The sequence below is a fragment of the Hydrogenophaga sp. genome (genome assembly GCF_035481345.1).
Taxonomy (GTDB): Bacteria; Pseudomonadota; Gammaproteobacteria; order Burkholderiales; family Burkholderiaceae_C; genus Hydrogenophaga.
Map to the genome: position 1 here is coordinate 1 of NZ_DATIGV010000212.1, position 3919 is coordinate 3919.

Here is a 3919-nt window from a genome sequence, read left to right on the forward strand (position 1 = left end):
CATGTCCACGATCAACTACAGCGAGAAGATCCCGAACAACGTCAACCTGTCCGAAGACCGCACGCTGCAGCGCGCGCTGGAAGGCTGGCAGCCCAACTTCATCAACTGGTGGGACGACGTCGGCCCCGAGGGCTCGACCAACCACGAGGTCTATCTGCGCACCGCGGTGAGCGTGGACCCGCAGGGCTGGGCCCAGTTCGGCCACGTGAAGATGCGTGACTACCGCTGGGGCATCTTCCTCAACCCCGGCGAGGCCGAGCGCAAGATCCACTTCGGCGACCACAAGGGCGAGGCCGCCTGGAACGACGTGCCCGGCGAGCACCGCGCCAACCTGCGCCGCATCATCGTCACGCAGGGCGACACCGAGCCCGCGTCGGTGGAGCAGCAGCGCCACCTGGGCCTGACCGCGCCCAGCATGTACGACCTGCGCAACCTGTTCCAGATCAACGTGGAAGAGGGCCGCCACCTCTGGGCCATGGTCTACCTGCTGCACAAGCACTTCGGCCGCGACGGCCGCGAAGAGGCCGAGGCCCTGCTGCAGCGCACCTCGGGCGACCAGGACAACCCGCGCATCCTGGGCGCGTTCAACGAGAAGACGCCCGACTGGCTGGCCTTCTTCATGTTCACCTACTTCACCGACCGCGACGGCAAGTTCCAGCTCTCCGCGCTGGCCGAGTCCGCGTTCGACCCGCTGGCGCGCACGACGAAGTTCATGCTGACCGAGGAAGCCCACCACATGTTCGTGGGCGAAAGCGGCGTCTCGCGCGTGCTGCAGCGCACCGCGCAGGTGATGAACGAGCTCAAGACCGACGACCCGGCCAAGGTGCGCGCGGCCGGCGCCATCGACCTGGGCACCGTGCAGCGTTACCTCAACTTCCACTACTCGGTCACCATCGACCTGTTCGGCGCCGACCAGTCGAGCAACGCCGCCATCTTCTACAGCTCGGGCCTCAAGGGCCGCTACGAAGAGGGCAAGCGCAGCGACGACCACGTCCTCAAGGGCCAGACCTACAAGGTGCTCGAGGTGAAGGACGGCCAGCTCGTCGAGAAGGAAGTGCCGATGCTCAACGCCCTCAACGAGGTGCTGCGCGACGACTTCATCACCGACTCCGTGGCGGGCGTGAACCGCTGGAACAAGGTGCTGGAGAAGGCCGGCATCCCCACGCGCCTGACGGTGCCGCACAAGGCCTTCAACCGCCAGATCGGCGCGCTCGCGGGCATCAGGATGTCGCCCGAAGGCCGCGTGGTCAACGACGCCGAGTGGAACGCCAAGAAGGGCGAGTGGCTGCCGACGCCGGAAGACTTCGCCTTCGTGGCCTCGCTGATGGGCCGTGTGGTCGAACCCGGCAAGTTCGCCGGCTGGATCGCGCCGCCGGTGATGGGCATCAACCGCCAGCCCGTCGATTTCGAGTACGTCAGATTCGGATGACCCCCTGCGCGGCTTCGCCGCTTCCCCCTGGAAGGGGGACAATGCCAGCGGACCGGGAAACCCGGATCCGCGGCATCCTCGGCCAGGGCCCGTGCGCGCTAACGGGCCCTCGTTGTTTGGAGATTGCACATGAACGCCCCTGTTGAACTCGCTGTCATCCAGCAGCACCTGATCGACCCCGAGATCTGCATCCGCTGCAACACCTGCGAGGCGACCTGCCCCGTGGACGCGATCACGCACGACTCGAACAACTATGTGGTCGATGCGAGCAAGTGCAACCTGTGCATGGCCTGCGTGCCGCCGTGTCCCACGGGCTCGATCGACAACTGGCGCACCATGCCCAAGGCGCGCGCGTACACCATCGAGGAACAGTTCGGCTGGGAGTCGCTGCCCGAGGAACTGCCGCCCGAGGAACTGGCCGCCGCGGGCGCAGAAGCCCCCGCGGCCACCGCGCCGGCCCCCGCGCCCGCGGCTGCGCCCGCCACCACCGAAGACAAGTTCGTCGCCAGCCGCTACGGCGCCACGCTGCCGCCCTGGTCGGCCGCGCACGCCTTCACCAACCTCTACGGCCCCAAGGCCGCGCAGAAGACCATCACCGCCACGGTGACGGGCAACCTGCGCGTCACCGACGTCGGCACCGACTACGACACGCACCACATCGTGCTGGACTTCGGCGCCATGCCCTTCCCGGTGCTGGAGGGCCAGAGCATCGGTGTCGTGCCCCCGGGCACCGACGCCAAGGGCCGCGCGCACCACGCGCGCCAGTACAGCATCGCCAGCCCGCGCAACGGCGAGCGTCCGGGCCACAACAACCTCTCGCTCACCATCAAGCGCGTGCTGGAGGACTACGACGGCCAGCCGGTGCGCGGCGTGGCCAGCAACTTCATGTGCGACCTGAAGGTGGGCGACAAGGTCGAGGTGATCGGGCCGTTTGGCGCGAGCTTCCTCATGCCCAACCACCCGAAGAGTCACATCGTGATGATCTGCACCGGCACCGGCTCGGCGCCGATGCGGGCCATGACCGAATGGCGGCGCCGGCTGCGCCAGTCGGGCAAGTTCGAAAGCGGCAAGCTGATGCTGTTCTTCGGCGCGCGCACGCAGCAGGAGCTGCCGTACTTCGGCCCTCTGCAAAGCCTGCCCAAGGACTTCATCGACACCAACTTCGCCTTCAGCCGCACGCCGGGGCAACCCAAGAAGTACGTGCAGGACGCCATGCGTGAGCGCGCGGCCGACCTGGCCGCGCTGCTCAAGGACCCGAACGCGCACTTCTATGTGTGCGGGCTCAAGAGCATGGAAGAGGGCGTGGTGCTGGCGCTGCGCGACATCGCGACGGGCGCCGGGCTTGATTGGGAAACCGTGGGTGCTTCGCTGCAGCGCGAGGGGCGCCTGCACTTGGAAACGTACTGAGGCCCAGGGGCGCCGGGCCGGCGTCTGGTTCAGAACAGGTAGGCAGCGCCGCTGGATTGCGCGCTGTCGTCGTTCGCATCGCCACCGATGCCGGTGGCGATGCTGGATTCCTGGTTCGCGCCGACGGCCAGGGTCAGGCCGTCGGCCGAGAGGGCCAGGCCGACGCCGAAGTAGTCGTTTGCATCGGGAACGGATGCCTTGAGGAAAGCCTGCTGCTGCCATGTCGCGCCGCTGCGCCTGAAGATGTAGGCGGCGCCGCAGTACGCGCCGCCGCTGTTGTCCAGCGGGTCGGTGCCGGCGCTTCTTTCGCCCGGGGCGCCGATGGCCAGGGTCTGGCCGTCGGCCGAGAGGGCCAGGCTGATGCCGAAGCGGTCATTTGAATCGGGGACGGATGCCTTGAGAAAGGCCTCTTGCTGCCAAGTCGCGCCGCTGCGTGTGAAGACGTGGACGGCGCCATTGTCCGAGCCGCTGTTGTCCAGCGGGTCGGCGCTGGTGCTGTCCTCGCCCGGGGCGCCGACGACCAGGCTGAGGCCGTCGGCCGAGAGGGCTAGGCTGGTGCCGAAGCGGTCGTGTGAACCGGGGACGGATGCTTTGAGATAGGCCTCTTGCTGCCATGCCGCGCCGCTGCGTGTGAAGACGTGGACGGCGCCGTTGGCCGAGCCGCTGTTGTCGAGCGGGTCGGTGCTGCTGCTGTCCTCGCCCGGGGCGCCGACGACCAGGGTCTGGCCGTCGGCGGAGAGGGCCAGGCTGGTGCCGAAGGAATCGTTCTGATCGGTCACGAACGCCTTGAGGTAGGCCTGCTGCTGCCAGGCCGCGCCGCTGCGCGTGAAGACGTAGACGGCGCCGTTGCTCGCGCCGCTGTTGTCCAGCGGGTCGGTGCTGGTGCTGTCCTCGTTCGGAACGCCGATGGCCAGGGTCAGGCCGTCGGCCGAGAGGGCCAGGCTGGTGCCGAAGGCGTCGTGCGGATCGGTCACGGACGCCTTGAGGTAGGCCTGCTGCTGCCATGCCGCGCCGCTGCGCGTGAAGACGTAGACGGCGCCGTTGCTCGCGCCGCTGTTGTCCAGCGGGTCGGTGCTGGTGCTG

General features: G+C 68.1%; 2 protein-coding genes and 1 pseudogene. 2 read left to right on the forward strand and 1 reads right to left on the reverse strand.

What is annotated here, in order from left to right; all coding sequences use genetic code 11:
• The first annotated feature begins 1 nt into the window (after position 1).
• The gene (boxB, locus tag VLG41_RS21955; protein WP_325351506.1) at positions 2 to 1429 is read left to right on the forward strand and encodes a benzoyl-CoA 2,3-epoxidase subunit BoxB; all 1428 of its coding nucleotides are present in this window, start codon (positions 2 to 4) and stop codon (positions 1427 to 1429) included.
• A gap of 129 nt (positions 1430 to 1558) precedes the next feature.
• Complete coding sequence (gene boxA, locus VLG41_RS21960) at positions 1559 to 2836, forward strand: benzoyl-CoA 2,3-epoxidase subunit BoxA (RefSeq protein WP_325351507.1); 1278 nt, start codon at positions 1559 to 1561, stop codon at positions 2834 to 2836.
• Positions 2837 to 2865: 29 nt separating this feature from the next.
• On the opposite strand, the pseudogene VLG41_RS21965 reads toward boxA, so the two are convergent.
• Positions 2866 to 3919, reverse strand: a pseudogene (locus VLG41_RS21965) (integrin); the annotation flags it as partial.